Below are 22,926 nucleotides of genomic sequence, written 5' to 3' on the forward strand. Positions count from 1 at the left end.
CCCTAGCTTCGGGGTTGCCGGGCTTTCCTGCAAGTATCCAGGCTTTGCAGGTGTCGCAGGGATGGCATGCGGGCATTAGCGTGACGCCACTCAACATGCCTTCGAGTGGCGAAAGAGGGGGGCGTTGCTAAGATCAGATCAAGGTGCGAATGCAGGCATCCTGCCAGCTGGGGCTTGTTGCGTGAAAGCGTATCCAGCACATCTGCACCTCCCGCAACAGCGAATATCGGGTGATCCACTGAAGCAGGCCGTAAGCGTTCGCTAACGCGGCTTTTCTCAATAATGGAGGATGTATGAATAATGCAATCGTCTTGGTCGCTCGGCTGCTTTTGGCCCATATTTTTCTGTTAGCCGGATTCAGCAAAATCACCGGTTATGCCGGTACCCAGGGCTATATGGAGAGTGTGGGGATCCCCGGCGCGCTGCTGCCGCTGGTGATCGCTTTGGAAATCGGCGGCAGCCTTGCACTGATCTTCGGTTTTCTCACCCGCTGGGCGGCGCTGGCAATGGCAGGCTTTTGTATAGCGGCCGCGGTGATTTTCCATCGTAACTTTGCCGAACAGACGCAAATGATCATGTTCATGAAGAACCTCGCCATGGCTGGCGGATTTCTTCTGCTTTATGTGCAAGGTGCGGGCGCCTTCAGTGTCGATGCTCAGCGCGGTAAGTAGTTTGTGACCTGCTGCATGGGGCGCGCGGCTCACGTGAGCGTGGGCTGACCCGCTCGGCCAGTAGGCTGCCGTGATGCAGCAGACGACCACGCGCTTCTTCGCGTGGGGTGTGCGAGCCCGGGACACCTCCTCGGCTTATGGACAGACAGTAAAACGCCGTAAAGTGCGGCGTAGGGTTCAGTCAGGCCAGAAGGTGGCCAAGCTGCATGCCTATGGGTTTTTTGCCTCGTTGCCAGTGCCTCGGGGCGGGTTGCGCCTGAGCAGTGGGAAGGCGATCAGGGCAATGCGCAGCCAGCGCCGCCAGTTGCCGCGGCGGATACCCAGCGTTGCCAGAAGCAGGGCGCCACCGGCGACCCAAAGTGGTGCGTTGCTGTTGCCCAGCTCTTCACGCCAATGGCTGGTGAAATACTGCGCCTGGCGCAGCGGCTGTAGCATTACCAGTGTTTCATGGCGCAGTTCCTGGCGATGCATCTCCAGGCGCAGGCGCAGCATGGCTTTGCGCAACTCGCTGCGCGAGGCCTTGGCAGGTAGTTCAGGTAGGCTCATGGCAGCAGTTGCTCGCGGTCGCGGGCCAGTTCTTCGAGGCTGGCGCTGAACGGTGGAGGGGCATTGCGCAGCTGTGCCAGCAGGCGCAGCAGGCAAATCAGCAGACCCAGGGTATAAGCCGCGCACAGCAGGATGATTACGGTCAGTCGATGGCTATCCCAGAAACTGATCAGCAGCGCAGCGGACAGGCCAACCATCAGCAGCAAGCCAAATACCAGGCTCAGACTCGCCAGTACCAGCAGGCGAAGTGTATGGCTTTGCTGTTCTTTCAACTCTTCGCCAAACAGCGCGATATGGCCATGCAATAAGCCGAGCAGGGCGCCGGCAAAACGCCGCGGCGAGCCGCCGCGGCTTGGTGTGGCAGGTGGTGTGGCTTCCATGTCTTCTCTCATCAGCGCCGGGTGATCAGCATGCCCAGCAGCAAGCCGATGGCGGCAGCCACGCCCAGAGTCTGCCAGGGATGGCTCTGCACATAACCCTCGGTTGCCTGGACTGCAGCCTTGCCACGCTCGCGTAGCGAGTCTTCTGCATTGTGCAAGGTGGAGCGGGCACGGCCGAGGCTGGTGCGAATCTGTTCGCGCAGCTCTTCGGCTTGCTCGCCAACCAGGCTGGCCGAATGTTGCAGCAATTTCTCGGTGTCGCTAACCAGTGCCTGAAATTCGTTGAGCAGTTCATCCTGGCTTGTGGCGTTGGCGTTATTACGAGGCATCGAGTTTCTCCTTGAACGGTGTTGTTCAGTGTTCAGTGTAAGAGCTTCGAGTGTGGTGTGCAGATTGGGTTCCTTTTTTATATGGCAGGGCGGTTTCGCCTGTGGATCGATCGAGTACTGGTACAGCGCTTGCATTGTGCTGGTGCGCACTTTTCGCCTGACGCTCCTTTATGGGGCTCCCCAGGGGGCGGCCTGGATGGCTTTGTGCATTTGTAAGTCTCTAATAACTATAGATTAAATACCTTTTGTGCGGTTTTGAGTGGGGCTGTTTTACTGCCCTGTATGACTGTGCTGCATGGAGTGGGTCGTTTGTTATGCCACCAGATGGTGCGCATGAGTTAGCTGGCGACCCCCTTTGGTGCGTCTTCCCTAACCACGGAGTTTTCTTCGCTGATGGACAACATCAATAGTGCTGTGGAAACCCTGATTCACGGCTCCAATACCCTGTTTATCCTCCTTGGTGCGGTCATGGTGCTGGCCATGCACGCCGGCTTCGCCTTTCTCGAGGTGGGAACGGTGCGCCAGAAGAACCAGGTCAACGCCTTGTCGAAGATAATCTCCGACTTCGCCGTTTCAGCCCTGGCCTATTTCTTTATAGGCTATTGGGTTGCCTATGGCGTGACTTTCCTCGAACCGGCGAGCGTGCTGACCGAAGGCAACGGTTATGCCTTGGTCAAGTTCTTCTTTCTGATGACTTTCGCCGCCGCGATTCCGGCGATCATCTCCGGTGGAATAGCTGAGCGCGCCAGGTTTGGTCCGCAACTGTGCGCCACTATGCTAATCGTGGCCTTTGTCTACCCGTTCTTCGAGGGCGTGATCTGGAACGGCAACTACGGCATTCAGGATTGGATTGCGGCGCAGTTCGGTGCGCCTTTCCATGACTTCGCCGGCTCGGTGGTGGTGCATGCGATGGGCGGGTGGCTGGCCCTGGGGGCGGTGTTGTTGCTGGGGCGACGTAACGGGCGTTATCGCGATGGCAAATTGGTGGCGTTCGCACCGTCGAATATTCCCTTTCTCGCCCTGGGCTCATGGATCCTGATCATCGGCTGGTTCGGCTTCAACGTGATGAGTGCGCAGACCCTGGGCAGCGTCAGCGGCCTGGTGGCGGTCAATACGCTGATGGCGATGGTCGGCGGTACCGTGGCGGCCTTGCTGGTCGGGCGCAATGACCCGGGCTTTCTGCACAACGGTCCGTTGGCCGGACTGGTGGCGGTATGTGCCGGCTCTGACCTGATGCACCCGGTCGGCGCGCTGGCTACCGGCGCCATCGCCGGGGCCCTGTTCGTCTGGGCGTTCACCGCGACCCAGGTCAAATGGAAGATCGACGACGTACTCGGCGTCTGGCCGTTGCACGGTTTGTGCGGCGTGTGGGGCGGCATCGCCTGCGGGATCTTCGGTCAGCAGGCCTTGGGCGGCCTGGGTGGTGTCAGCCTGAGCAGTCAGTTGGTCGGCACCGCGCTCGGTGTGGTGGTGGCGTTGCTTGGTGGCTTGCTGGTGTATGGCGCGCTCAAGGCGCTGGTCGGCATCCGTTTGGGTCAGGAAGAAGAGTTCAATGGCGCCGACTTGTCGATCCACAAGATCGGCTCGGTCAGCGAAGACTGATCGAAGACGCTCCAATACGCAAAAAGCCCGCTCGATGAGCGGGCTTTTTGTTTCCAGCCAGGCTTAAAGCAGCGGGATGCTGTAGCTAACGATCAGGCGGTTCTCGTCGAGGTCGCCGCCGGTGGCGGCCGCATTGCTGCGCACCATGGCATTACGCCAGCGCACACCGAGGTTTTTCAGCGGGCCTTCCTGCACGGTGTAGCTGATGTCCAGGTCGCGCTCCCATTCCTTGCCGTCGCGCCCGCCTGCCCCGGTAAAGTCCTCACCGGTTACATAACGAACAAAGGCTGCCAGGCCGGGTACGCCATAGGCGGCGAAATTGATGTCGTAGCGCGCCTGCCAGGACTTCTCGTCCTTGCGGGTGAAGTCGAGGATCTGCAGGTAGTTGACGATGTAGGGGTCGGTCTCATTGAGGAAGGGGAAAGCGTTGTCTCCACCGACGTCCTGATAGCCCAGGCGGAAGGTGTGTGCACCCAAGCCGGCCCAGAGGTTGACCGAGGTCAGGTCGTTATCCAGCTTGCCACCGAGTTTCTTGCCATTGTCCTGGGAGTCGAAGTACGCCAGGTTGGCGCCGAGCTTCCAGTCGCCGAGCGGCTGGATGTGGACCAGGTTGTAAAGCTTCTGGTCGTAGATGTCTTGCAGCTCGCCGTACCACAGGCCGACCGTGGTATTGCCACCGTTGAACTTGTAATCGCCGCCGGCGAAGTTGTAACGGTCGCTTTCGCCGCTGACGTTGCTGGCCCTGATGTCCTGACTGTCGGTGGAATTGCGGAAATTCACCTCGCGCAGCTGGCCACCATTGAGGCTCAGGCCATCGATTTCCTGGGAAGTGATCATGCCGCCGTTGAATACCTGGGGCAGCAAGCGAGAATCGCCGGAGGAGACGATTGGCAGTTTTGGCATCAGGCCACCGACCTTGGCCACGGTCTTCGACATTTTCACTTTGAGCGCCGCGGTGGCCTCGGAGTATTCGTCCGGGCCTTCGTCGCCAAAGCCATTGGGCAGCAGGTTGGTGCCGGCGCGCTCGTCCGACGAGTCGAGTTTCAGGCCCAGGCCGGCATAGGCATCCAGGCCGAAGCCGACGGTGCCCTCGGTAAAGCCGGACTCGGCTTTGAAGATAAAGCCCTGCGCCCACTCCTCACGTTTGGATTGCTGCGCTGCGGTGCTATTGCGCAGGTCGCGATTCAGGTAGAAGTTGCGCAGCTGCAGGCTGGCGGTGCTGTCCTTGATGAACTCGGCGTGAGCCAGGGACGGCAGGGTGAGGCTGGCGCCCAGGGTGGCGAGGGCCACTGCTTGGGCGAGGCGCGTCTTACTCATTATTATTGTCTCCAGGGTGGTGTGCGGACCGGCTCGTGACCGACCTGTTACGGCATTGCGGAATAAACCACGAGCGGGTCGGGCCATCCTTTAGACATTAGTCGGCAGGCTCGATCAATCAGGAGCTTGGGTGTGACTGGCGAGTCAGCTTGGGTGATGGTCCCAGCGTTCGTGAGTGCTGGGGCCACGGGTGGTGAGTCAGGGGACGCTCTCCCCCTGGCCCTGGCCGCCGCTGGTCGGTCAGCGTCCGCCGCCGCTCAAGTTTGCCGGTGAGCGGCCGTCAACCGAGTAGACATTCTGCTCTGGTACTTCGTCATGAACCCTCTTGGTCCGCTTGCTTCTTCAGCTTCACGTTCGTCGCTGCTGAACACCCCGACAGCCATGCGCAATGAAGCCTTCGCGCAGCAGACCCTGGCCAATCGTCTGGCCGAGCGGCTCGGTCTGGAGCCGGATGCGTTAAGTGGCAAGCGCGATGCCTTCAGCCCGGAAAAGGTCGCCTCGGTGGTTCTCGGATTTATCGGGCAGCGCCTGGAGAGGGAAGAGGCCGCTGGCGCCGACCCTGCCAAGCTGCAAGCGCTAATGACCCAGGCCCGCGATGGCGTGGAAAAAGGCTTTGCCGAGGCGCGCAAGATTCTCGATGGTCTGGGCGTGTTGCAAGGCAAGGTGGCGGCCGATATCGACGACACCTATCAGCGCATTCAGGATGGCCTGGGCGACCTCGGAAAACGCTTTGACCCGGCCGCGCTAGAGGCTGCCGGCAGTACCCGGGTCACTGCCTCCAGCGAACGAACTGCCGCCGTCGCGCAAACCTTCGAAATGGCCGTGACCACCCGCGATGGCGATCGCCTGCGCATCTCCATCGCTCAGGCTTCGGCTAGCTGGTCGCAAACCAGGGTTGCCGCCACCAGCGATGGCAATGCTGCTGCATTGGTTGCCAGCCATCAGTCCGGCAGCGTGCAGATCGGTGCCTGGCAGGTCAGCGTCGAAGGTGAGCTGGACGAGCAGGAGCGCGCGGCCCTGGGCAAGCTGTTCGGCCAGGTGCAGGACCTCTCCGATAAATTCTATGCTGGCGATCTGGCGGGGGCTTTCGATCGCGCCATAGCGTTGGACATGGATGGCGAACAGCTGGCCTCGATGTCCCTGCGCCTGACCCAGAGCAGTGTGCGCCAGGCCACTGACACCTACAGCGCCGTGGCCGAGCAGGGCGGTCAGGCGGCCAGTGCGGTCAATACCTCGCTGATTGATTATGCCAAGGGCCTATTAGAGGCGTTGCGTAACGTCGATAACCTGCTTGAGGGTGGACGCAATGGCTTGCAGGAACTGCTCAAGGGCGGTTTTTCCCTGGACCCGCGTCACGACCTGGCACACCTGGAAAAGGCCGAACGACTCAACAGTCGCTTGCTTGATGGTTTGCAAGGATTGCTCGACCCTGCAGCGCTATCGACCGCAGGCTGACGCCCGCTCCCAAGGATCAGGTGTGCCGCGGCCTCGCGTCGACAGGGCGCAGTGCTAGACTGCAAGTCCCTATTGAGGAGGCCTGTGGATGCTCCCAGAATGCCAACTGTTCGGTACCCTTGGCTGTCATTTATGTGATGTTGCCGAGGCAATGCTGATGCCTTTCGTCGAACATGGTTTGCAGGTCGAACTGATCGACATCGTCGAGCGCGAAGACTGGGTCGAGCGCTATGCCCTGCGCATCCCCGTATTGCGTCGCTGTGATACCGGGGCCGAGCTCAACTGGCCATTCGAGGCCGAGCAGGTTGTAGAGCTCTTGCGCTGAGGGTTTAGTTCCGGTGCCGGCGGTCGATAACGATCCAGCCGGTCCCGATGGCCCACGCACTTCAGTGGCCCGATCGGGTTGCGTCCCTCGCCTTCGGCAGCAGGGGTGAGCGCTGCTCTGGCCTGTTGCGAGGAGGCTGCGGCTAGGGTCGACGTGGCGAGCAGGGCTCAACTGTTAAGCTTTGAGCATGTTAAAGCCTGAATAAATTGCGGAGGATGGTTGATGAGTGTGGTGCTGGGAGATGCGTTATCGCTGCTGTTGTTCCGATTGCACAGTGGCCGGTTGTTAGGCATTAACCTGCTCAAGGTCAAGGAAATCATTCCTTGTCCGGCACTGACCAAGCTGCCCAATCGTCATCCCCATGTGCGTGGCGTGGCGACCCTGCGCGGTGAATCCTTGATCGTAGTCGACCTGGCGCGGGCTATTGGCTCCTCCGGTGAGACCGACAGCCGGGACGGTTGCCTGATCGTCACCGAGCTGAGCCGTTCGCGTCAGGGCCTGCAGGTGCAAAGTGTCGAGCGCATCGTCCAATGTTCCACCAGCGACGTACGTCCGCCACCGGCCGGCACCGGCGCGCGTGCCTTTATCACCGGGGTCACGCAGATCGATGGCGCCATCGTGCAGATTCTCGACATCGAGAAAGTCCTGCACGAGATCACTCCCGCACTCCCAGAGGAGGTCGATGAGCAGCTGCTCACAGAGGCCGAGCGCCAACTGCTCCGCGGTCGTCGTGTCCTGGTAGTGGACGACTCCCACGTGGCCTTGCAGCAAACGCTGGCCACGTTGCGCAAGCTCGACCTGGATTGCCAGGCGGTGAGAAGTGCCGCCAGTGCGCTGGACGTATTGCACACCCAGCATCTGGCCGGCCTACCGATTGAAGTCCTGGTCTCGGATATCGAAATGCCGGAGATGGATGGTTACAGCCTGGTCCGGGAAATTCGTCAGCGCAGCGACATTGGCCAGACCTATGTGCTCCTGCACACCTCGCTGGACAGCACCATGAACACCGAAAAAGCCCGCTCGGTGGGCGCCAACGATGTACTTACCAAGTTTTCCACTGTCGACTTGAGCAAGGCGCTACTGCACGCGTTTCAAAGTCTCGCCTGAGGCGTGCTGCATCTGAGCAGGTAAAAACGCACGCTGGATCTGTCCAGGGTGCGTTTTTATATGAGCAGGGGCGTTTTCAATGGACAAAAAAAAGCCCGCACGAGGCGGGCTTTGTTTTGATAGTTTCGCCACTTGCATGGGGCAAGTTGAAACTGGGATTTGGTCGGAGAGACAGGATTCGAACCTGCGACCTTCTCGTCCCGAACGAGACGCGCTACCGAGCTGCGCTACACTCCGAATAGGCCGCATTTTACTGAAAAAGTTTTGTTGCACAAGGGGTTAGGCCGATATTTTTTCCAGTAGCAGGGCGCTTTTTGAGTACGTTTGGTTCTTAGGCTGTACGCAGGGGTCACCCCTCGACTGCGGTGGCCGCCTGGGTGCAGGCTGTTCTTACAGCTCCTGGATGGTGCGCACTTGATCCTTGTTGACCTTGGCCCGGTTGCCGTCGAGCTGTTCGAATTCGTAGAAGCCCGAGTCATCATCGAAGTCGGGTGTGTTGAGGGTCTGGATTTCACGGCCATCGTTGAGGGTGATGACCGATGGCGATGCGCAGCCGGCCAGTGCGGCCAGGCCAAGAGCGAGCAAGCAGGCGGGAAGGATCCGCTGAGTCATGACATGTTTCCTTGTGTTTAGAGAGGCTGTGTATACAGCTTCTGACGGATAATCGCTGGCCAAGTTCAGTGATGGGCATTCACTTGCTGTTCTGCGCGAGCAGTTGCGGGGTGTTCAGGTTGGCCAGGCGGGGATCGTTGGGCGGGCAAACGATGGCAATCGGGTCATGGCGGCATAGCCAGCGTTGCGGGCTGCGTTCACCGGCCTGCCAGGCCGCTTCGAGCGTGCTGCCCAGGGATTTCGGGATCAGGCTGAACAAGGGCTCCCAGAAGTCGCCTTGACGCACCATCACTGGGTGGCTGCCGGCATGCCCCAGTAGCTCATCGAGCAAGGCGCGGTCGAGCAGGGGGGTGTCGCACGGCAGCACCAGCAGATAGTCGTGGCGGGCCGCTTGCAGGCCGGCGCGGATGCCGGCCAGCGGGCCCTGGAATTGCTCGTCGTCGTCGCTGATCAGGCGGTCGGCAAAGGCCCTGTAGCGCTCGCTGTTGCGGTTGCAGGAGATGATCAGGTCATCGCTGAGCGGTCGCGCCAGATCATGCAGCCAGGCGACCAGCGGACGGCCCTGCCACTCGATCAGGCCCTTGTCTTGGCCGCCCATGCGTTGTCCGCGCCCGCCGCACAACAGCAGCACGGAACAGCTCGGCAGAACAGATGTAGCGGGCATGGCAGAGCCTCCAAAGGTGGGCCTGTGATATAACATCGCGCATTCTCTCAGACAACTGGAAGCCTGCCATGAACCACAAGGCCGAGGCGCAATTCGTGCCCTTGAATATTGCCGTGCTGACCGTCAGCGACACCCGTACTCAGGCAACCGACACCTCCGGTCAGCTGTTCGTCGACCGCCTGCAGGCGGCTGGGCATAGCCTGGCGGCGCGGGTGTTGCTCAAGGACGATTTGTACAAGATCCGCGCCCAGGTCGCGACCTGGATCGCCGAGGATCAGGTGCAGGTGGTGCTGATCACCGGCGGCACCGGCTTCACCGGCCGCGACAGTACCCCGGAAGCGGTGGCCTGCCTGCTGGACAAGCAGGTGGACGGTTTCGGCGAGCTGTTCCGGCAGATCTCCGTGGCCGATATCGGCACCTCGACCATCCAGTCGCGCGCCCTGGCCGGCCTGGCCAACGGCACCCTGGTGTGCTGCCTGCCGGGTTCGACCAACGCCTGTCGCACCGCCTGGGATGGCATCCTCGCCGAGCAGCTCGACGCTCGTCATGGCCCCTGTAATTTCGTGCCCCACCTGAAGCAGGCGGCGGCCTGCGAGAGCCGCGGATGAGCGGCGCCGAGCAGTCCGGTCTGCTGCCGGTAGAGGCGGCGCTGCAGCGTCTGCTGGCACTGGCCGAGACAATGCCGATCAGTGATAACGAGCAGGTCACCCTGGCCGATGCCGACGGCCGGGTGCTGGCCGAACCGCTGATTGCCGGGCTGGACTTGCCGCCCTGGGCCAACAGCGCGATGGACGGTTACGCCCTGTGCCTGGCCGACTGGACGGGCGAGCCGCTGGCCGTCAGCCAGCGCATCCAGGCCGGCAGCGCGCCGCCGCCGCTGCAGCCCGGCAGTTGTGCGCGGATCTTCACCGGCGCGCCGCTGCCGGCGGGGGCCGATACGGTGGAAATGCAGGAAAACGTCGTCGTCGAGGCGGATGGCCGGGTGCGCTTCAGCGAACCGCTGCGACTCGCTCAGAACGTTCGGGCGCAAGGCCAGGAAACCCGGGTCGGCGACCATCTGTTGCCGGCAGGGACGCGTCTGGGCCCGATCGAACTGGGCCTGGCGGCCTCGCTGGGGATCGCCGCGCTGAGCGTGCGCCGACGTCTGCGGGTAGCGGTGCTGTCCACCGGCGACGAACTGGTCGAGCCGGGCCTGGCGCTGGGGCCGGGGCAGATCTACAACAGCAATCGTCGTCTGCTGATGACCTGGCTGCAGCGCCTCGGCTGTACGGTGGTGGATGGCGGTATCCTCGCCGACGACCTGGAGCTGACCCGCGCGGCCTTGGCGTCATTGAGCGATGTCGACCTGATCCTGTCCACCGGCGGAGTGTCGGTGGGCGAGGCGGATTTCCTCGGTGTGGCGCTGCGTGAAGAGGGCGAGCTGGCCCTCTGGAAGCTGGCGATCAAGCCGGGCAAGCCGCTGACCTGCGGGCAGTTTCGTGGCGTGCCGGTAATCGGCCTGCCGGGCAACCCGGCCTCGACCCTGGTCACGTTCGGTCTGCTGGCCAGGCCCTATCTGCTGCGCCGTATGGGCGTGCAGCAGGTCGAGCCGCTCGGTTTTGCCATGCCGGCCGGTTTCACCTGGAGCAAGCCGGGCAAGCGTCGCGAGTACCTGCGCGCGCGCCTGGACGGTGGTCGCGTGGTGCTGCACCCCAACCAGAGTTCCGGGGTCCTGCGCAGCGCTGCCTGGGCCGAGGGGCTGGCCGAGGTGCTGGAGGGCGCGACCCTGGCCGAAGGCGACAGCCTGCGCTTTATCCCGCTGAGCGAGATTCTGGGGTAGGGCGGGTGCCACCCGCGGCGTGGCCAGGTGAATCCGATTCGGCGGGTTGCAACCGCCCTACGGACTCTGCTCCTTGCCCTGGCTTTCGCGAAACTGCCCCGGGGTCTGGCCGGTCCAGCCCTTGAAACTGCGGTGGAAGGAGCGCGACTCGGTGAAGCCCAGGTAGCTGGCGATGTCCTGGATCGCCAGCTCGCTGCGCAGCAGGTAGTGCGCGGCCAGCTCCTGGCGCAGTTGGTCGAGGATCTGCTGATAGCTGGTGCCGGCCTGCTGCAGGTGACGCTGCAGGGTGCGCAGCGTCATGTTGAATTGTTCCGCCACCCGTTCCTTGCGCGGCAGGCCGTCCTTGAGCTGCAGGCGCAGGGCGTTCTTGACCCGCTGCGGCAGCGCTTCGTCATTATCCAGGCCGGCCATCACGGTCAGGGCATGTTCTTCCAGGGTGCGCAACAGGTTGGCGTCGGCCTGGCGTAGCGGCATGCCGAGGTAGTCCAGCGGCACGAGCAGGGCGCTGCAGGGTTGCTCGAAGCGCACCGGGCAGCCGAATACCGCGCTGTACTCGGCGCTGTCCACGCCCTCGGGCAAGGCATGCTCGAACCAGACCTCCTGCGGCGAGCGCTGCATGTCGGCGATCCAGCGCGCATAGAGCAGCCAGGACGCCAGTACTTCCTCGACCATATGCCGGCGGATCGGCGCACTCTCGTGGCGACAGCTCCAGATCAACTTGACCTGATCGGCGCTCGCCTCGATCCGGCTGACGCCCATGTCGCCCACCAGTTTTTCATAGGGCACGATGCGGTTCATGGCCTCGCCCAGGGTGGCGCAATTCATGGCGATGTAGCCGAGCACGCTCCAGGAACCGGGCTGTACGAAACGCGCACAATGCAGGCCGAACAGCGGGTCGCCGGAGACCTCGATCAGGTGCTGGAGCAGGCGTTGGTGGACTGCACCGGCAATGCGCTTGCCGTTGTCCGCGAGATCGTCGGCCGCTATGCCCGCCGCCGCCAGCGCCTGGGCGATATCCAGGCCCAGCTGTTCGGCGTGGCGCAGGTATTTGAGCAGGGCGGCAACCGAGGTGTAGCCGAGATTGTGCATAGACTTCTATTCGCAATGGCTTGATTGGCGACAGCGCCTGTCCCGATCCGACAGTGACGCCGGGCGGCGGCTGGCTAGTATAGGCAGTCAATGACGGCGACCGAAATATCCAGAGGGAGAGGCAGATGCGACGTTGGAACGGCTGGGGCGATGAGGCAACAGTGGTGGAATTGCCGAGCCATGGCGAGGCCTTTCTTGCCGACCTGATCGGCCCGGGCCAGGTGCTGGCGGATGCCAGCCTGGAGCAGGTCCTGGCCAAGGTGCCGGCCTCGCGTTTGCGGGCCCACCCGCTGATCAGCCAGGACGCCGAGACCCGGCTGCGCCACGCCCGTGGCCAGAGCCTGGCGGACTGGCTGGCGATGCGCTCCGGCGAGTTCGGGGTATTTCCCGATGGCGTCGCCTGCCCGGAAAGCGCCGCGCAGATTCGCCAGTTGCTGGCCTGGGCCGACCAGCACGATCTGATCGTGATTGCCTACGGCGGCGGCACTTCGGTGGCCGGGCATATCAACCCGCAAGTCAGTGATAAGCCGGTGCTGACCCTGTCGCTGGAGCGCATGGGCCAGCTGGTCGAGATCGACGAGGACAGCCTGATCGCCACCTTCGGTCCCGGTGCCAACGGGCCGCAGGTGGAAAGCCAGCTGCGCGCCCGTGGCTACACCCTCGGCCACTTCCCCCAGTCCTGGGAGCTGTCGACCCTCGGCGGCTGGGTGGCCAGCCGTTCCAGTGGCCAGCAGTCGCTGCGTTACGGACGGATCGAGCAGTTGTTCGCCGGCGGCAAGGTCGAGACCTTCGCCGGTACCCTGGAGCTTCCAAGCTTCCCGGCTTCCGCCGCCGGCCCCGACCTGCGGGAAATACTGATGGGCTCGGAAGGGCGCTTCGGCATCATTTCCGAGGTCAAAGTGCGCATTAGCCGCCTGGCCGAGCAGGAGCACTTTTACGCGGTGTTCATGCCCAACTGGCAGCAGGCATTGGCCGGTATCCGCAACCTGGCCCAGGCGCGGGTGCCGCTGTCCATGCTGCGCCTGTCCAATGCCAGCGAAACCCGCACTCAACTGGCCTTGGCCGGTCATCCGCAACAGATCGCCTGGCTGGAAAAATACCTGGCCCTGCGCGGCGCCCGCGACGGCAAGTGCATGCTGACCTTCGGCGTTACTGGCAGCCGGGTGCAGAACGCCGCCTCGTTGCGCCAGGCGAAGAAATTGCTCAAGCGCTTCGGTGGCGTGTTCAGCGGCACCCTGCTGGGCAAGAAATGGGCGGAGAACCGCTTTCGCTTCCCCTACCTGCGCCATGGTCTGTGGAGTGCCGGCTACGCGGTGGACACCCTGGAGACCGCCACCGACTGGAGCAATGTCGACAGCCTGCTGAACAAGGTCGAGGCCAGCCTGCGCCATGGCTTGAGTGATGAGGGCGAGCAGGTGCATGTGTTCACCCATCTGTCCCACGTCTATGGCGAGGGATCGAGCATCTACACCACCTACGTATTTCGCCCCGGTAACAGCTACGAGCAGGCCATGGCACGCTGGCAAAGGCTCAAGCACGCCGCCAGCCAGACCATCGTCGACAACGGCGGCACCATCAGTCATCAGCATGGCGTCGGTCGCGACCACGCACCCTATCTAGCTGTGGAGAAGGGCGAGCTGGGCCTGGCGGCGCTAAGGGCGCTGTCCGCGCACTTCGATCCGCAGCAGCGCCTGGCCCCCGGCGTGTTGCTCGAGCCATGAGTACGCCAGCCTGGAACGCCGCCTGGCGCGAGCGTGCACTGCCCGAGCTGGCCGCGCGCGACTGGGACCTGATCGTCATCGGTGGTGGCATCAGCGGCGCTGGCATTCTGCGCGAGGCGGCGCGACGCGGCTGGAGGTGCCTGCTGCTGGAACAGCGCGATTTCGCCTGGGGCACCTCCAGTCGCTCGTCGAAGATGGTCCATGGCGGCCTGCGCTATATCGCCAAGGGCCAGCTCAAATTGACCCGCGACTCGGTGCGCGAACGCCAGCGCCTGTTGCAGGAAGCTCCCGGCCTGGTCGAGCCGCTGAGTTTCATGATGGCGCATTACCAGGGGCAGTTTCCCGGGCCGAAAGTGTTCGGCGGGCTGCTGGCGCTGTACGACGCCCTGGCTGGCAAGCGCAACCATCAGTACTACCCGCTGCAGGCGTTGCGCTATCTGGCGCCGGGCCTCAAGCAGGACGGTCTGCTTGGCGGCACGCGCTTCTTCGATGCGCTGACCGATGACGCTCGCCTGGTCATGCGCGTGCTGGGCGAGGCCCGCGGCGACGGTGGCGAGGCGCTCAACGGGGTCAAGGTAGTCGAGTTGCTGCGCGACAACGGTCGAGTGGTCGGCCTGCTCGGCGAGGATCGGGAAAGCGGTCGGCATTTCACGTTTCGCAGCCGGGTCGTGGCCCAGGCCACCGGCGCCTGGACGGATCGCTTGCGGGCGACACCCGGCGAGCAGGTGCGGCCGCTGCGTGGCAGCCACCTGTTGCTGCCGGCCTGGCGTCTGCCGGTGGCGCATGCCTTCAGCTTCATGCATGGCGCGGATCGGCGTCCGGTGTTCGTTTTCCCCTGGGAAGGCGCGACTGTGGTCGGCACCACCGATCTCGATCACCCCGAACCGCTGGATCAGGAAGCGCGGATCAGCAGCGATGAGCTGGATTACCTGCTCGCCGCCTGCGCCCAGCAGTTTCCCGCTGCGGCAATCACTGCCAGCGATGTGCTGTCGACCTGGGCCGGGGTGCGGCCGGTGGTGAGCGACGGCGCCGCCGGGCGTAAACCCTCGGACGAGACCCGTGAACACGCACTGTGGAGCGAGCCGGGTTGCGTGACCCTGGCCGGCGGTAAGCTGACCACCTTCCGCCTGCTGGCCCTGGAAGTGCTGCGGGCCTGCGCCGAGATGCTCGGTCGGCCGCTGGATGACCAGGGTAGTGAGACGTTTCGTCCCGACGTGCTGCCCGCGATGTCCGCACTCAGCCCCAGTCAGCGACGGCGTCTGGCCGGCCGCCATGGTCGCGAGTTGCCTGAGGTATTGGCGTTGCTCGATGAGGTAGGCAGCGAGCGGGTGGCCGGCAGCGACACGCTCTGGGTGGAACTGGCCTGGGCGGCGCAGGGCGAGCTGGTGCTGCACCTGGACGATCTGCTGCTGCGGCGTACCCGTATCGGCCTGCTGCTGGCGGGTGGTGCGCGGGCTGAGTTGCCGCGCATCCGGGCGCTGTGTCAAGCGCGGCTGGGCTGGGACGATGAGCGCTGGGCGCAGGAGCAGAGTGACTATCTGGCGCTCTGGCGGCGTTGTTACAGCCTGCCGCAGGATTTAGATCGAGGTTAGGGGTGCATGCCTCGATGGGCTGAAGCGGAACACCGCCCGGCCCACCCTAGGGTTGGTCGGCCAGCTAGATGTCCAGTGCCCGGCCCACATCATAAAAGGACTCTATCTTGAGCGAAAAAAGCTACCTGCTGGCCATCGATAATGGCACCCAGAGCGTGCGTGCGCTGTTGTTCGACCTGCATGGCAACCTGCTCGGCAAGGGCAAGGTGGAACTCGATGCCTACTACTCCAGCCAGCCCGGTTGGGCCGAGCAGGATCCGGAGTATTTCTGGGCCAGTCTGGGCGAAGCCTGCCAGCGGCTGTGGGCGCAGGTGGATATCGACCGCCGTCTGATCAAGGGCGTGGCGCTGACCACCCAGCGTGGCACGCTGATCCATGTCGATGCGCGGGGCCAGCCGCTGCGCCCGGCGATCCTCTGGCTCGATCAGCGTCAGGCCGAAGTCCGCGGCAGGATCAAGGGGCCCTGGGGCTGGCTGTTCAAAGTGATCGGCGCGCAACCGACGGTCGATCATTTTCGCGCCCAGGCCGAGGTTAACTGGGTCGCGCAGAACCAGCCGGAGATCTGGGCGCAAACCGATAAGGTCCTGCTGCTTTCCGGGTTTCTCAGCCATCGTCTGTGCGGTCGCTTCGTCGATTCGCTGGCCTGCTGCGTGGGCTACCTGCCGTTCGACTACAAGCGTCTGCGATGGGCCGCGCCGCGTGACTGGAAGTGGCAGGCCATGCCAGTGCGCCGCGAGCAGTTGCCGCAACTGCGCAAGCCAGGCGAGCGGCTCGGCAGCATCAGCGCCGCCGCCAGCCGCCACACCGGTATTCCCGAGGGCTTGCCGTTGATCGCCGCCGGTGCCGACAAGGCCTGCGAAGTGCTCGGCGCGGGTGTGCTGGAACCGCATATCGCCTGCCTGTCGTATGGCACCACCGCAACCATCAATACCACCCGGCGCACCTACCTGGAAACCATTGCACTGATCCCGCCTTACCCGGCGGCGCTGCCCGATCATTTCAACACCGAGGTGATGATCTACCGCGGCTTCTGGATGGTCAGCTGGTTCAAACAGCAGTTCGGCCAGCGCGAAATGCAGCGCGCCAAGGCGCTGGGCGTCGAGCCCGAAGCGCTGTTCGACGAGCTGGTCAACGCCGTGCCGGCGGGCTGCATGGGCCTGATGCTGCAACCCTACTGGTCGCCGGGTATTCGTGAACCGGGGCTGGAGGCCAAGGGTTCGATCATCGGGTTTGGCGATGTGCATACCCGCGCGCATCTCTATCGGGCCATTCTCGAAGGCCTGGCCTATGCCCTGCGCCAGGGCAAGGAGAAGATCGAGAAGCGCTCGGGCACCAGGATCACCCGGCTGCGAGTGTCCGGTGGTGGCTCGCAGAGCGATGCGGCCATGCAGTTGACCGCCGATATCTTCGGCCTGCCGGCCGAGCGCCCACATATCTACGAAACCTCCGGCCTCGGTGCGGCCATCGACTGCGCCGTCGGCCTTGGCCTGCACCCGGATTTCCCCAGTGCTATCGCGGCCATGACCCGGGTCGGCCAGGTATTCCAGCCCAACCCGGCGGCGCAGCGCATCTACCAGCAACTGTATCGCGGGGTCTACTTGCGTATGTACAAGCAGCTCAAGCCGCTGTATCGGCGCATTCGCGCGATCACCGGCTATCCAGCATAAGTCGCGGGCCAGTTGGCACGCTTGAGAGCCTGCATGGCAAAAGGCAGGGGCTCGACTAAGGTGCAAATAGCATGCGTGATAGGGTGGCCATGCCGCACGCTGTCACGCGCGCTACGCGACGCCATAAAAATCATAAGAAGCAGAGGGTCAGCCGTTTGAAAATACTGATAGTCGATGATTCGGCCATGTCACGAAAACTGGTGCTCAAAGCCCTGCCGGCGGATTTACAGGCTGTCGTGACCCAGGCCGCTAACGGTGAGGAGGCCTTGGCGGCATTCCATGCGGGCCATGCCGAGGTGATCTTTCTCGATCTGACCATGCCGGTGATGGACGGTTTTCGTACCCTGGAGCAACTCAAGCGCGAGGATGCCAACGCCATCGTCATTGTCATCAGCGCCGATATTCAGCCTCAAGCCCAGCAGCGCGTGCGCGACCTGGGCGCGGCGGCATTCGTCAAGAAACCCATTACCCCCGAGGCCATGCAGGCGGCGCTGTATGAAGTAGGGCTGATCTAGATGAGCAGCCAGCTAGCGAACCTGAGTGAAGACCAGCGTGATGCCCTGCAGGAACTGATGAACGTGGCCATGGGCCAGGGCGCTGACCGCCTGGCCCGCTTGACCGAAACCTTCGTCACCCTGTCAGTCCCCAGCATCCATGCCGTCGACGTGACCAATACCAGTCTGCTCAGTCAGCTGACGATCGCCAGTCAGCCGGCCATCATCACCCGTCAGTCTTTTCTCGGTCGCCTGCGCGGCGAGGTGATGGTCTGCTTTGGTGAGAATGGTGCCGATCAGCTGGCCGACTTGATGGGCTATGAAGGGGTGGAAAAACACAGCATTCAGGATGAGCTGATGCTGGACGTCACCAATATCCTTACCGGCGCCTGTATCAATGGTCTGGCGCAGCAGGTCGATATCAAGGTGAGTTACGGACCGCCCTCCTTGCTGTCGCGCGGACGTTCGCTGCAGGAGGTGCTCGGTGCCGAGGAGCTGCGTGGCCATCAGGCGCTGGTGCTGGAGATCCATTTCGAAGTGGCGACCCACCGCTTCTATTGTGATCTGCTGGTGTGCATCACCGAAGACACGGTGGCCACCGTTATCAAAGTCATCGATCAGTTGTTGAGTGATATCTAGGGCTGATCATCGGAATAAGGATGCGAGATGACGTCTGCTCCAGGAGAAGTATTGCCCGCGGAGTTGGTGGAAGTGCTGCAGAGCATCAACCTCGGCGTAGTGTTACTCGATAGCCAGTATCGGGTAGCGTTCTGGAACGATTTCATGGCGATCCACAGCGGCAAGGGCTGCGATGAGGCCCGGGGGCAGTCGCTGTTCGATCTGTTTCCGGAGTTGCCGCGGCTATGGGTGCAGAAGAAGGTCGACGGGGTGTTCGCCTTGCACAACCTGGCATTCACTTCCTGGCAGCAACGCCCGCACCTGTTCAGTTTCTCCGGCAGCCGGCCCATTACCGGCTCGACCGAAATGATGTACCAGAACTGCACCTTCTCGCCGATGGTGGAGGCCCCGGGCACCGTCAAGTATGTCTGCCTGACCATCTCCGATGCCACTGAAACCGCGGCTCAGCATCTGCAGCTGGAACAGCTCAATCAACTGCTGCGCGCGGAACAAATCGAGCAGGCGCGACTGATTCACAAGCTCGAAGACACCCAGGCGCAACTGCTGCAGTCGGAAAAAATGGCGGCGATCGGCCAGTTGGCCGCAGGCGTTGCCCACGAAATCAATAACCCGGTGGGTTACGTCTATTCCAACTTCAGCAGCCTGGAGCGTTATGTCAGTGATCTGTTCCGCCTGATCGAGAGCTATCAGGCGGCGGCTGTTGAACACCAGGATGCGGCCTTGGGCGCACAACTGGAGCAGGCCAATCAGGCGCTGGATTTCGATTTTCTGCGCAGTGACATGGCCGACCTGGTGCGTGAGTCACGCCAGGGCCTGGAGCGGGTGAAGCAGATCGTCCAAGATCTGCGCGATTTCTCCCATATCGACTCGGGCGACTGGCAGGAAGCCGATTTGCACAAGGGCCTCGACAGTACGCTCAACGTGATCTGGAACGAGATCAAGTTCAAGGCCGAGGTGGTCAAGAACTATGGCGAACTACAGCCGGTGCAGTGTCTCGGCTCGCAGCTCAACCAGGTATTCATGAACCTGATCATCAATGCCGCCCATGCCATCGAAGGACAGGGCACTATCTGGCTGGAAACCGGAACTCTGGATGATTGGGTGTTCGTGCGGGTGCGCGACAGTGGCAGTGGTATTGCCCCGGAGCATCTGACCCGCTTGTTCGACCCGTTCTTTACCACCAAGCCGGTCGGGCAAGGTACCGGCCTTGGGCTGTCGGTGTCTTACAGTATCGTGGCCAATCACCATGGCCGTCTGGAAGTCGAGAGCGAGCCTGGCAAGGGCGCGGTGTTTACCGTCTGGTTGCCACGCTGCCAGCCGCTGCAGGGCGATAGCGCGGACGAACTGCAAGCGGGTGAGTGATGCATACTGCTCTGGCTGGACAAAAGACCGCAGGGCCTCTTCATGCGAGTGAGTGCTGCCGCACCTGTGCAGGCTTTTCATTGTCCACTCAGAGGTTGTGAACATATCGAGCGCCGCCGCGATCATTTGCAGGCGGCTGCATTCGGCGAGAGTTTTGCCCCAGCTCTCAGTCTCGATCTGATTAGTCCCCAAGGCGCTGGTTATGAGTGAACGTAGAGCATTATTGATCCTGCATGGCAAGCAAGCCGGCAACCAAGAGGTGCGCGCCGCGGTGGCAGCGCGTCGAGAGGATGGCTGGCAGCTCGACGTGCGGGTCACCTGGGAGGCGGGTGACGCCCGTCGATTGGTCAACGAGGCCCTGCAAGCCGGCTATCCGAACTTGATCGTCGGGGGTGGTGACGGCATGTTGCGCGAAGTGGCCGAGGCGATGGCGCTGGCGCACACTGAGGCCAGCCTGGTGCTGCTGCCGCTGGGAACCGCCAACGACTTCGCCAATGCCGCCGGGCTGCCGTTGAGTCCTCTCGAGGCGCTGGCATTGCTGGATACGCCAGCGCAGCCGATCGACCTGGGCGAGGTCGATGGTCAGCTTTTCCTCAATATGGCTACGGGTGGTTTTGGCTCAAATGTCACCGCCAACACCTCCGAAGACCTCAAGCGCCTGCTCGGCGGCACTGCCTACTTTCTCACCGGCTTGACCCGCTTTGCCGAGGTGCGTTCGGCCTTTGGTCGCTTCACCGGTCCGGATTTCCTCTGGGAGGGCGAGTTCATCGCCATGGGCATAGGCAATGGGCAACAGGCCGGCGGCGGGCATGTGCTTTGCCCGGATGCGCGAGTGAATGATGGTTTGCTGGACCTCTGCATCGTCCCGGCCGCAGAGGACATGGTTGGCACCTTGGGCACCCTGTTTTCCGGCGGGATCAACGGCTTGCAAAGCATCGCGCTTGGCGCGCGCTTGCCCTGGGTGGAGATCGAGGCGCCGGAAGGCCTTGATGTGAATCTGGATGGCGAGCCGCTGGAAAGCCGGCACCTGCGTTTTTCCGCGCGGCGTAATGCGTTACGGGTGCATTTGCCGGTGGATTCGCCGCTACTGCGTGCGTGATGTCGATGGCCCTTGGCTGGCACCGTTGCGCCGGCTCGTGCAAGATGGCGTCCGGTCGGCTTCAGCACTGTCGCTCCTGGCCGATACCCTGTTGTAACTGGATTCGATAAACACTTTGGAGCGCGCAATGGCTGGCATTCTCGACTCGGTGGATCAACGCACCCAACTGGTGGGCGAGAACCGCCTGGAAATCCTGATGTTTCGCCTGGCCGGGCGGCAGTTGTTCGCGATCAACGTGTTCAAGGTGCAGGAAGTCCTGCAGATGCCCAAGCTGACGCTGATGCCTCACCGCCATCGTTTCGTCTGTGGCGTGGTCAACCTGCGTGGCCAGACCCTGCCGGTCATCGACCTGTCACAAGCCATCGGCATGCGCCCGATTGTGCCGGATGAGCACAGCACCATCATCGTGACCGAATACAACCGTTCCGTGCAGGCCTTTCTGGTCGGCGGCGTCGACCGCATTCTCAACCTCAACTGGGAATCCATCATGCCCCCACCGGGTAGTGCGGGGCGTCAGCATTACCTGACGGCGATCACCAAGGTCGAAGAACAGTTGGTGGAAATCATTGACGTGGAAAAGGTCTTGGCCGAGATCGTGCCCTACAACGCCAAGATTTCCGGCGACCGCCTGGCCGACCCTGTGCTGGCGCGCGCGCGCGGGCGCGAGGTGCTGCTGGTAGACGACTCCAGCGTGGCCCTGGCGCAGTTGCGCGAGACCCTATCGCAGTTAGGTTTGAAGATGCATGTGGCCACCGATGGCCTGAAAGGCTTGAACATGCTGAAAAAATGGGCCGATGCCGGTGAGCGGATGACCGACAAACTGCTGATGATCTTCACCGATGCGGAAATGCCCGAGATGGACGGCTATCGTCTGACCACCGAAATCCGTCAGGATCCTCGCCTGAAGGATCTCTATGTGGTGCTGCATACCTCGCTGTCGGGTAGTTTCAACGAGGCCATGGTGAAGAAGGTCGGTTGCGACAACTTCCTTTCCAAGTTCCAGCCGGACAAACTGGTCGACGTGATCCGCGAACGCCTGATGCTGGACGAACCAAGCGCGTAGGACGGTTCGGGCGGTGATCCGCTCGAAGCGAAGCGACATTTTTTACGTTGCGCCGATAGCGGCCAGCAACCCCTACGGCTGCTCATCGAGACGTTGGCGCAGGCGCTCGATGCGCTTGCGGTTGACGCCCAGGTCCGAGTAGCCCAGGCGTGAGGCCGAGCGTACATCGACGGCCTGCTCGCCGATCAGGAACTCCACATCATCGACGAAGCGCAGTACCTGGCTGCTGAATTCGGCACGCAAGTAATTCGCGTCCTGCTCGATCAGGCGCGCGCGAGGTTCGTCGGCCAATAGCTTGACCATCAGTGCCTGGGTCTGGCTCGGGCTGCCCTTGAGCGGCAACGGCTCGACCCGGTGCTCTTCGTCGCTGGCCTGGCTGCTGACGCAGTTGGGCGACTCCGGGCAGGGCGTCAGGCGCCCATCGTGCACCCCGAGATTGTCGGGCGGGCTGCCACTGCAGGCACTCAGCATAACCAGCAGGGCAAAAGCCAGCGCAGGCTTGTGAGTGGGCCGGGTTACTCGTATAAGGACTTTTTGCCGAACGGGAAGCTGGCTCATGTTACGTCTCTCCGGGTTGTACCGTTATCCACTGAAGTCCGCCATCGCCGAACCACTGACTGAAATTCAGCTGGATGCCCTGGGCGTGGTCGGTGACCGTCGCTGGATGGTAGTCGATGCACAGAACGGGCGCTTTCTTACCCAGCGGGCATTGCCGCAGATGAGTCAATTGCTGGCACGGCACAATGCCGCGGGAGGTCTGACCCTGAGCGCGTCCGGTTTTCCTGTGCTGGAAGTGCCTTTGCTAGGTGCTGATGCCGCACTGCGTGGCGTGTTTATCTGGAGCGACAGCCTGTATGTACCAGATGCGGGCGATGAGGCGGCTGAGTGGTTGAGTCGATTCATCGGCAAGCCCTGCCGGCTGGTCCATGTGCCTGCCGAGCGCGCCCGGTTCATCGCGGGCAATCTCAGCACGCAAGAGAAGGTCGGTTTCGCCGATGGCTTCCCATTGCTGTTGATCGGTCAGGCTTCACTGGATGATCTGTCGGCGCGGGTCGGACGACCGTTGGAGATCCTGCGTTTTCGGCCGAATCTGGTGGTCGAGGGCGGCGCGGCCTATGCCGAGGACAGTTGGCGGCGGATCCGCATTGCTGGCATCGAGTTTCGCGTGGCCAAGGGTTGCTCGCGCTGCATCCTCACGACCCTGGATCCGCTGACCGGCGAGCGCAGTGCCGACCGGGAACCGCTCACCACGCTGAAGACCTATCGCGCCCGGGATGGCGAGGTGTACTTCGGTCAGAATCTGATCAATCAAGGTGTCGGTGAACTGCAACTCGGTATGTCGGTTGAGGTGTTGGAGTAAGCCGCACGCTTCA

General features: G+C 62.6%; 24 protein-coding genes and 1 tRNA gene. 16 read left to right on the forward strand and 9 right to left on the reverse strand.

From position 1 onward, the window contains the following. Positions 1-293 precede the first annotated feature (293 nt). On the forward strand, positions 294-671 hold the full coding sequence (locus tag PH586_RS15255; RefSeq protein ID WP_271348621.1) for a DoxX family protein: 378 nt from the start codon (positions 294-296) through the stop codon (positions 669-671). A 210-nt stretch (positions 672-881) separates the two neighbouring features. On the opposite strand, the gene PH586_RS15260 is transcribed toward PH586_RS15255, so the two are convergent. Genes PH586_RS15260 through PH586_RS15270 form a run of 3 tightly spaced genes read right to left on the reverse strand, consistent with a single transcriptional unit; the run spans position 882 to position 1,926 of the window. Continuing rightward, a complete protein-coding gene (locus PH586_RS15260) occupies positions 882-1,217 on the reverse strand; it encodes a hypothetical protein (protein ID WP_271348622.1) in 336 nt (111 codons plus the stop codon). After that, the gene (locus tag PH586_RS15265; RefSeq protein WP_271348623.1) at positions 1,214-1,597 is read right to left on the reverse strand and encodes a phage holin family protein; all 384 of its coding nucleotides are present in this window, start codon (positions 1,595-1,597) and stop codon (positions 1,214-1,216) included. Before PH586_RS15265 ends, PH586_RS15260 begins: the two co-directional genes overlap by 4 nt. A gap of 11 nt (positions 1,598-1,608) precedes the next feature. Beyond that, entirely contained in the window at positions 1,609-1,926 is a 318-nt protein-coding gene (locus PH586_RS15270; RefSeq protein WP_271348624.1) for a DUF883 family protein, read from the reverse strand. A gap of 393 nt (positions 1,927-2,319) precedes the next feature. Here PH586_RS15270 and PH586_RS15275 point away from each other — a divergent pair, with 393 nt between their 5' ends. Continuing rightward, the gene (locus PH586_RS15275; RefSeq protein WP_271348625.1) at positions 2,320-3,528 is read left to right on the forward strand and encodes an ammonium transporter; all 1,209 of its coding nucleotides are present in this window, start codon (positions 2,320-2,322) and stop codon (positions 3,526-3,528) included. 63 nt (positions 3,529-3,591) lie between these two features. On the opposite strand, the gene PH586_RS15280 is transcribed toward PH586_RS15275, so the two are convergent. Next, a complete protein-coding gene (locus tag PH586_RS15280; RefSeq protein ID WP_271348626.1) occupies positions 3,592-4,845 on the reverse strand; it encodes an OprD family porin in 1,254 nt (417 codons plus the stop codon). A 315-nt stretch (positions 4,846-5,160) separates the two neighbouring features. Between PH586_RS15280 and PH586_RS15285 the strand changes: the two genes are divergently transcribed. The 3 genes from PH586_RS15285 to PH586_RS15295 all read left to right on the forward strand — a co-directional run bounded on the left by PH586_RS15285 (position 5,161) and on the right by PH586_RS15295 (position 7,732). After that, positions 5,161-6,300, forward strand: a complete 1,140-nt coding sequence (locus PH586_RS15285) for a DUF5610 domain-containing protein (protein WP_271348627.1) — start codon at positions 5,161-5,163, stop codon at positions 6,298-6,300. Positions 6,301-6,388: 88 nt separating this feature from the next. Then, positions 6,389-6,625, forward strand: coding sequence for a glutaredoxin family protein (locus PH586_RS15290; RefSeq protein WP_271348628.1), 237 nt, complete (start codon positions 6,389-6,391; stop codon positions 6,623-6,625). Between the two features lie 222 nt (positions 6,626-6,847). Continuing rightward, positions 6,848-7,732 carry a chemotaxis protein CheV gene (locus PH586_RS15295; RefSeq protein WP_271348629.1) on the forward strand — a complete coding sequence of 295 codons (885 nt, stop codon included), beginning with the start codon at positions 6,848-6,850 and terminating at the stop codon, positions 7,730-7,732. 160 nt (positions 7,733-7,892) lie between these two features. Here PH586_RS15295 and PH586_RS15300 read toward each other — a convergent pair. The 3 genes from PH586_RS15300 to mobA form a co-directional block, all read right to left on the reverse strand. Continuing rightward, a tRNA-Pro gene (locus tag PH586_RS15300) sits at positions 7,893-7,969 on the reverse strand. 153 nt (positions 7,970-8,122) lie between these two features. Beyond that, a complete protein-coding gene (locus tag PH586_RS15305) occupies positions 8,123-8,344 on the reverse strand; it encodes a YgdI/YgdR family lipoprotein (RefSeq protein ID WP_271348630.1) in 222 nt (73 codons plus the stop codon). Between the two features lie 79 nt (positions 8,345-8,423). Then, positions 8,424-9,008, reverse strand: coding sequence for a molybdenum cofactor guanylyltransferase MobA (mobA, locus tag PH586_RS15310; RefSeq protein WP_271348631.1), 585 nt, complete (start codon positions 9,006-9,008; stop codon positions 8,424-8,426). A 68-nt stretch (positions 9,009-9,076) separates the two neighbouring features. On the opposite strand from mobA, the gene moaB reads away from it, so the two are divergent. After that, the gene (gene moaB / locus PH586_RS15315; RefSeq protein ID WP_271348632.1) at positions 9,077-9,616 is read left to right on the forward strand and encodes a molybdenum cofactor biosynthesis protein B; all 540 of its coding nucleotides are present in this window, start codon (positions 9,077-9,079) and stop codon (positions 9,614-9,616) included. Continuing rightward, positions 9,613-10,827, forward strand: coding sequence for a molybdopterin molybdotransferase MoeA (locus PH586_RS15320; RefSeq protein WP_271348633.1), 1,215 nt, complete (start codon positions 9,613-9,615; stop codon positions 10,825-10,827). Before moaB ends, PH586_RS15320 begins: the two co-directional genes overlap by 4 nt. 57 nt (positions 10,828-10,884) lie before the next feature. Here PH586_RS15320 and gliR read toward each other — a convergent pair whose 3' ends face one another. Further along, positions 10,885-11,916: an AraC family transcriptional regulator GliR gene (gene gliR, locus PH586_RS15325; RefSeq protein ID WP_271348634.1), complete on the reverse strand. Its 1,032-nt coding sequence runs from the start codon at positions 11,914-11,916 to the stop codon at positions 10,885-10,887. A 125-nt stretch (positions 11,917-12,041) separates the two neighbouring features. Here gliR and PH586_RS15330 point away from each other — a divergent pair, with 125 nt between their 5' ends. The 8 genes from PH586_RS15330 (at position 12,042) to PH586_RS15365 (ending at position 21,553) form a co-directional block, all read left to right on the forward strand. After that, complete coding sequence (locus PH586_RS15330) at positions 12,042-13,637, forward strand: FAD-binding oxidoreductase (RefSeq protein ID WP_271348635.1); 1,596 nt, start codon at positions 12,042-12,044, stop codon at positions 13,635-13,637. Continuing rightward, the gene (locus PH586_RS15335) at positions 13,634-15,229 is read left to right on the forward strand and encodes a glycerol-3-phosphate dehydrogenase/oxidase (RefSeq protein WP_271348636.1); all 1,596 of its coding nucleotides are present in this window, start codon (positions 13,634-13,636) and stop codon (positions 15,227-15,229) included. The genes PH586_RS15330 and PH586_RS15335 overlap by 4 nt, the downstream gene beginning before the upstream one ends. Positions 15,230-15,336: 107 nt before the next feature. After that, on the forward strand, positions 15,337-16,896 hold the full coding sequence (locus PH586_RS15340) for an FGGY-family carbohydrate kinase (protein WP_271348637.1): 1,560 nt from the start codon (positions 15,337-15,339) through the stop codon (positions 16,894-16,896). 155 nt (positions 16,897-17,051) lie between these two features. After that, the gene (locus tag PH586_RS15345; protein ID WP_271348638.1) at positions 17,052-17,411 is read left to right on the forward strand and encodes a response regulator; all 360 of its coding nucleotides are present in this window, start codon (positions 17,052-17,054) and stop codon (positions 17,409-17,411) included. Next, the gene (locus PH586_RS15350) at positions 17,412-18,029 is read left to right on the forward strand and encodes a chemotaxis protein CheC (RefSeq protein ID WP_271348639.1); all 618 of its coding nucleotides are present in this window, start codon (positions 17,412-17,414) and stop codon (positions 18,027-18,029) included. 27 nt (positions 18,030-18,056) lie between these two features. Then, the gene (locus PH586_RS15355; RefSeq protein ID WP_271348640.1) at positions 18,057-19,391 is read left to right on the forward strand and encodes an ATP-binding protein; all 1,335 of its coding nucleotides are present in this window, start codon (positions 18,057-18,059) and stop codon (positions 19,389-19,391) included. Positions 19,392-19,593: 202 nt separating this feature from the next. Next, a complete protein-coding gene (gene yegS / locus PH586_RS15360) occupies positions 19,594-20,490 on the forward strand; it encodes a lipid kinase YegS (protein WP_271348641.1) in 897 nt (298 codons plus the stop codon). Positions 20,491-20,617: 127 nt separating this feature from the next. Beyond that, complete coding sequence (locus PH586_RS15365) at positions 20,618-21,553, forward strand: chemotaxis protein CheV (RefSeq protein WP_271348642.1); 936 nt, start codon at positions 20,618-20,620, stop codon at positions 21,551-21,553. A gap of 72 nt (positions 21,554-21,625) precedes the next feature. On the opposite strand, the gene PH586_RS15370 is transcribed toward PH586_RS15365, so the two are convergent. Beyond that, on the reverse strand, positions 21,626-22,111 hold the full coding sequence (locus PH586_RS15370) for a DUF1499 domain-containing protein (RefSeq protein ID WP_271348643.1): 486 nt from the start codon (positions 22,109-22,111) through the stop codon (positions 21,626-21,628). Here PH586_RS15370 and PH586_RS15375 point away from each other — a divergent pair. Then, positions 22,110-22,913 carry an MOSC domain-containing protein gene (locus PH586_RS15375; protein ID WP_271348644.1) on the forward strand — a complete coding sequence of 268 codons (804 nt, stop codon included), beginning with the start codon at positions 22,110-22,112 and terminating at the stop codon, positions 22,911-22,913. The two genes, PH586_RS15370 and PH586_RS15375, sit on opposite strands and share 2 nt — an antisense overlap. The last annotated feature ends 13 nt before the right edge of the window (positions 22,914-22,926 follow it).

Origin of the sequence: Pseudomonas aestuarii (genome assembly GCF_027988105.1) — a bacterium.
Classification (GTDB): domain Bacteria; phylum Pseudomonadota; class Gammaproteobacteria; order Pseudomonadales; family Pseudomonadaceae; genus Aquipseudomonas; species Aquipseudomonas aestuarii.